This window comes from Streptomyces sp. UH6 (assembly GCF_013421635.1).
GTDB lineage: Bacteria > Actinomycetota > Actinomycetes > Streptomycetales > Streptomycetaceae > Streptomyces > Streptomyces abyssomicinicus.
Window position 1 is genome coordinate 1 of the sequence record NZ_JACADT010000571.1, and the last position, 3,677, is coordinate 3,677.

The 3,677-nt window shown below is 71.8% G+C and carries 5 protein-coding genes and 1 pseudogene; 1 reads left to right on the forward strand and 5 read right to left on the reverse strand.

Features of this window, described 5'->3' with window-relative positions; translation table 11 throughout:
• The coding region (locus HW445_RS32855; protein WP_218957268.1) for a hypothetical protein at nt 1-216 on the reverse strand (216 nt) is incomplete at its 3' end.
• Nucleotides 217-230: 14 nt separating this feature from the next.
• Entirely contained in the window at nt 231-599 is a 369-nt protein-coding gene (locus tag HW445_RS22195; RefSeq protein WP_180222735.1) for a thioredoxin family protein, read from the reverse strand.
• A gap of 233 nt (nt 600-832) precedes the next feature.
• On the opposite strand from HW445_RS22195, the gene HW445_RS22200 reads away from it, so the two are divergent.
• Nucleotides 833-1,558, forward strand: a complete 726-nt coding sequence (locus HW445_RS22200) for a 1-acyl-sn-glycerol-3-phosphate acyltransferase (protein ID WP_180222736.1) — start codon at nt 833-835, stop codon at nt 1,556-1,558.
• Nucleotides 1,559-1,612: 54 nt separating this feature from the next.
• Here HW445_RS22200 and HW445_RS22205 read toward each other — a convergent pair whose 3' ends face one another.
• The 3 genes and pseudogenes from HW445_RS22205 to HW445_RS22215 all read right to left on the reverse strand — a co-directional run.
• Nucleotides 1,613-2,203, reverse strand: a complete 591-nt coding sequence (locus HW445_RS22205) for a transglutaminase domain-containing protein (RefSeq protein WP_180222737.1) — start codon at nt 2,201-2,203, stop codon at nt 1,613-1,615.
• Nucleotides 2,204-2,274: 71 nt separating this feature from the next.
• Complete coding sequence (locus HW445_RS22210; protein ID WP_180222738.1) at nt 2,275-3,348, reverse strand: low specificity L-threonine aldolase; 1,074 nt, start codon at nt 3,346-3,348, stop codon at nt 2,275-2,277.
• A pseudogene (locus HW445_RS22215) lies at nt 3,345-3,677 on the reverse strand (short-chain dehydrogenase); the annotation flags it as partial. The gene HW445_RS22210 and the pseudogene HW445_RS22215, both read right to left, overlap by 4 nt.

A 3,677-nucleotide genomic window follows, 5' to 3' on the forward strand; every position in this document is an offset into this window, starting at 1 on the left:
GGAACGCAGCAGGTCCGAGCGGGTCACGGCACCGGCGCCCGCGGCAAAGGCGTCGGCCCCGGTCGCCGCGGGCGCGTCGGGTCCGGTCACCGGCGGCGCCTGCGCCGCCCCGCCGGCACCGGCCCCGGAACCCGTACCGGCCCCGGCGCCGGCACCCGCTCCGGCCTCCGTGGAACCAACCGTCGTGGACTCGACCGTCGTGGACTCGACCGTCATGGGGTCGTCCTTCCTCATATCGCCTCTCCGAGCGCGGCGATCACATCGGCCCTGCGCGGCACGCCCGCGGCCCGGCGCACCACGCGGCGGTCCGCGTCGAGCACCAGCGTGGTCGGGGTGGACTCGATCTCCAGCGCGCGCACCAGCGCCAGATGGGCCTCCGCGTCGACCTCCACGTGCGCCACGCCGGGGACCATCGCGGCCACCTCGGACAGAACGCGCCGTGTCGCGCGGCAGGGGGCGCAGAACGCGGTGGAGAACTGCAGCAGGGTGGCCCGTTCGCCCGGGCGGCCGCCGAGTACGGCTGTGTCGACCCGCGGTCCGCCGTCGTGCCCGCTCACCCGTGCTCCTCCGTTCCGCCGCCGCCGCGGCGCTCCCATCATCACCTGCCGGATACCGTCAGCGGTGGGCGGGGGGTGAAGATTCCCCGGTCAGGGGCCATATGGGGGACGTGACGAGGATCTCTCCGGGACCAGGCACTTCATCTGGTCCTTTGCCCGTTCTTGGGGCACGATCTGTACGCGACCGTAACCTACGGCCGCGTAGGTTGGAGCGGCCGGAGCTGGTAATCCCTTGCCTGGCGGCCACACACACCAGAAGGGAGCTCGTCCCGCCCATGGCAGAGCTTGTCTACCGTCCCGTCATCGGTCTCGCCTTGTCGTTGTTCAAGGCCTGGGACCTGAAGATCGACCTGCAGGGAACGGAGAACATACCTCGGGCGGGCGGCGCGGTGCTGGCCAGCAACCACATCAGCTACCTGGACTTCATCTTCGACGGCTACGCGGCCCGTCCGCGCAAGCGGCTGGTGCGGTTCATGGCCAAGGACTCGGTCTTCCGCCACAGGATCTCCGGCCCGCTGATGCGCGGCATGCGGCACATCCCGGTGGACCGCCGCAAGGGCGACGCGGCCTACGCGCACGCACTGGACTCGCTGCGCTCCGGTGAGGTGGTGGGCATCTTCCCCGAGGCGACGATCTCCCAGTCGTTCTGCCTGAAGGAGTTCAAGAAGGGCGCGGCGCGCCTGGCGCAGGAGTCCGGCGTCCCGCTGGTCCCGATGGCGCTGTGGGGCACCCAGCGCCTGTGGACCAAGGGCCGCAAGCGCGACTTCAGCCGCAGCCACACACCGGTGACCATCCGGGTGGGCGAGCCGATCGACACCTCGAAGGGCACCGCCGAGGAGCTCACGGCCCGCCTGCGGGACCGCGTCCAAGTCCTTCTCGAGGCCGCCCAGCGCGAGTACCCGGACAAGCCCTCCGGCCCCGAGGACTCCTGGTGGCTCCCCGCGCACCTGGGGGGCACCGCCCCCACCGTCGAAGAGGTCGCCCGCCGCGAGCAGCACTGAGGGCCGGTCCCCGCGCGGGCGCTCCCCCTCACCTCACGTCGCGGCGCGTGCCGGTCACAGCTCCCCCGGCAGCGTCCGCCACAGCTCGGCCCGGTCCCGCGCGCCGCGCAGCGCCGCCAGCACCGCGGGGTGGGGCTCCGCGTGGAGTTCCGGATGGTCCCGCTCGCCCCGTGAGGCGTCCACCGGGAACGCCAGCCTCTCCCCCGTCAGGGAGAACCGGGCGTCGACCCCCGGCTTGTTGCCCCGGGGGTCCTGCCGGTGCCAGGCGCCGTGGAAGCGGACGGCGACCAGGCCGTGGATCACGAAGCCGCCCCGGTCGTCGCCGAGCCGCTGGTAGCAGAGCGCCGTGGGGATGTCCTCGGCCCGCAGCAGCGCGGCCAGCGCGTGCGCCTTCGCGTAGCAGATGCCGGTGCGCAGCCCGATCACGTCGGAGGCGCGCCAGGTGACCCGCGGGTCGTCCACGTCATGGGAGTGGGGGATGGCGTCGCGCACGAATTCGAAGGCGGCGCGCGCATAGTCATACGAGTCGCTGGCCGTCGAGGCCAGGCGTGCGGCGGTCCCACGGACCAGCGGGTGCTCATGATCTATCACGTCGGACGCGGCCAGATATGCGGACAGGTCCGGCGTCTGCTGGATGGTCTCCATGCGCCATGATCATAGGAAGGCGACCGTCCGGGGTCAATAGATTTCCGAACGGTCGCATACCTATGCATATTTTAGCGGGACGCCATCTCCTCCTTGACGGCGGCGACGAAGGCGTCGACGTCCTCCTCCGCGGTGTCGTAGGCGCACATCCAGCGCACGTCACCTGCGGCCTCGTCCCAGAAGTAGAAGCGGAAGCGCTTCTGCAGCCGCTCGGTCACGGCGTGCGGCAGACGGGCGAAGACCGCGTTCGACTGCACCGGGTGGAGGATCTCCACGCCGTCCACGCCCCGGACCCCCTCGGCCAGACGCCGCGCCATCTCGTTGGCGTGACGGGCGTTGCGCAGCCACAGGTCCTTGGCGAGCAGCGCCTCCAGCTGCACCGAGACGAACCGCATCTTCGAGGCCAGTTGCATGGAGGTCTTGCGCAGGTGCTTCATCCGGCGCACCCGCTCCTGGTCGATCACCACCACGGCCTCGCCGTACATGGCGCCGTTCTTGGTGCCGCCCAGCGAGAGCAGGTCGACGCCGGCCGCGTTGGTGAAGGCCCGCATCGGCACGTCCAGGGAGGCGGCCGCGTTGCCGAGCCGGGAGCCGTCGAGGTGGACCGTCATGCCGTGCGCGTGGGCGTGGTCGCAGACGGCGCGTATCTCGTCCGGCGTGTAGACGGTGCCGAGTTCGGTCGACTGGGTGATCGAGACGACCTGCGGCATCGCCCGGTGCTCGTCGTCGAAGCCGAACGCCTGGCGGTCGATCAGCTCGGGGGTGAGCTTGCCGTCGGGCGTCGGCACGGTGAGCAGCTTGATGCCGGCCACCTGCTCCGGCGCGCCGCCCTCGTCGGTGTTGATGTGGGCGCTCTCCGCGCAGATCACCGCGCCCCAGCGGTCGGTGACCGCCTGGAGGGCCACCACGTTGGCGCCCGTGCCGTTGAAGACGGGGTAGGCCTCCGCGGTGGCGCCGAAGTGGCCGCGCACGACCTGCTGGAGGTGTTCCGTGTAGACGTCCTCGCCGTACGCGACCTGGTGCCCGCCGTTGGCCAGGGCCAGGGCGGCGAGCACCTCGGGGTGGACCCCCGCGTAGTTGTCGCTGGCGAAGCCGCGGACCGACGGGTCGTGACGACGGCGCGCGTCGGTCTTCGGAGGGTTCACGGCTTCTCGGTCAGCCACAGACGGTTTCCGTTCACTTCACTGGCGGGCGTCCCCCAGACTCCGGCGATGGCCTGGGCCAGGTCCTTGACGTCGGTGAAGCCCGCGAACTTCGCGTTCGGGCGCTCGGCGCGCATGGCGTCGTGCACCAGTGCCTTGACCACCAGGATCGCAGCCGCCGCGGCCGGGCCCTCCTCGCCCCCCTCCTTGCGGAAGGCGTCCGCGAGGGCCAGCGTCCACGCCTCGGCGGCGGCCTTGGCGGCGCCGTAGGCGGCGTTGCCCGCGGTGGGCTTCGCCGCGCCGGCGGCGCTGACCAGGACGAACCGGCCGCG